We start from the raw sequence: 387 nt of genomic DNA, 5'->3' as shown, positions 1-387 counted from the left end.
ACATCAAGCGGCCGGCCTGCTGCATGAGACCGTGGCGTTCGAGCAACCCGATAACGGGTAACACGACGATGAAGACCGTCACGGAACGCGAACTGGCGAATCCAGTTCCGAAGGTCTCGATGAGCTTGACCGGTGACATTCCGGCGATGAGGCCGGCAGCGATTCCTGCGACGGCTACCACGAGCATGGCATTGAGCCGCAAGGCAAAGCCGATGACGACGATCGCCACGGCGAGTAAAACCCACATGGTGCGCTCCTCTCGTGTTCTGGGGTGTTGTGGCGTCACTTTAGAAGCGATCGGACCGCCTGAAGGTGTCTCTACCCAGAAAACGTGTTGACCGGGAGGGATCTCGGCGCCACCCTTATGTCATGGCAACTGTTGATCTC

At 58.9% G+C, this 387-nt stretch carries 1 protein-coding gene; it reads right to left on the bottom strand.

Going from position 1 to position 387, the window contains the following annotated elements; all coding sequences use genetic code 11:
* On the bottom strand, positions 1–247 hold a 247-nt coding region (locus AAZQ98_RS17645; RefSeq protein ID WP_434694142.1), incomplete at its 3' end, for a 5-oxoproline transporter, DUF969 family subunit.
* Between the last annotated feature and the right edge of the window lie 140 nt (positions 248–387).

The organism is Glutamicibacter sp. Je.9.36 (genome assembly GCF_051129975.1).
Classification (GTDB): Bacteria; Actinomycetota; Actinomycetes; order Actinomycetales; family Micrococcaceae; genus Glutamicibacter.
The sequence above is the reverse complement of the archived record's forward strand: the minus strand, read 5'-3'. Positions and strand labels throughout refer to the sequence as shown.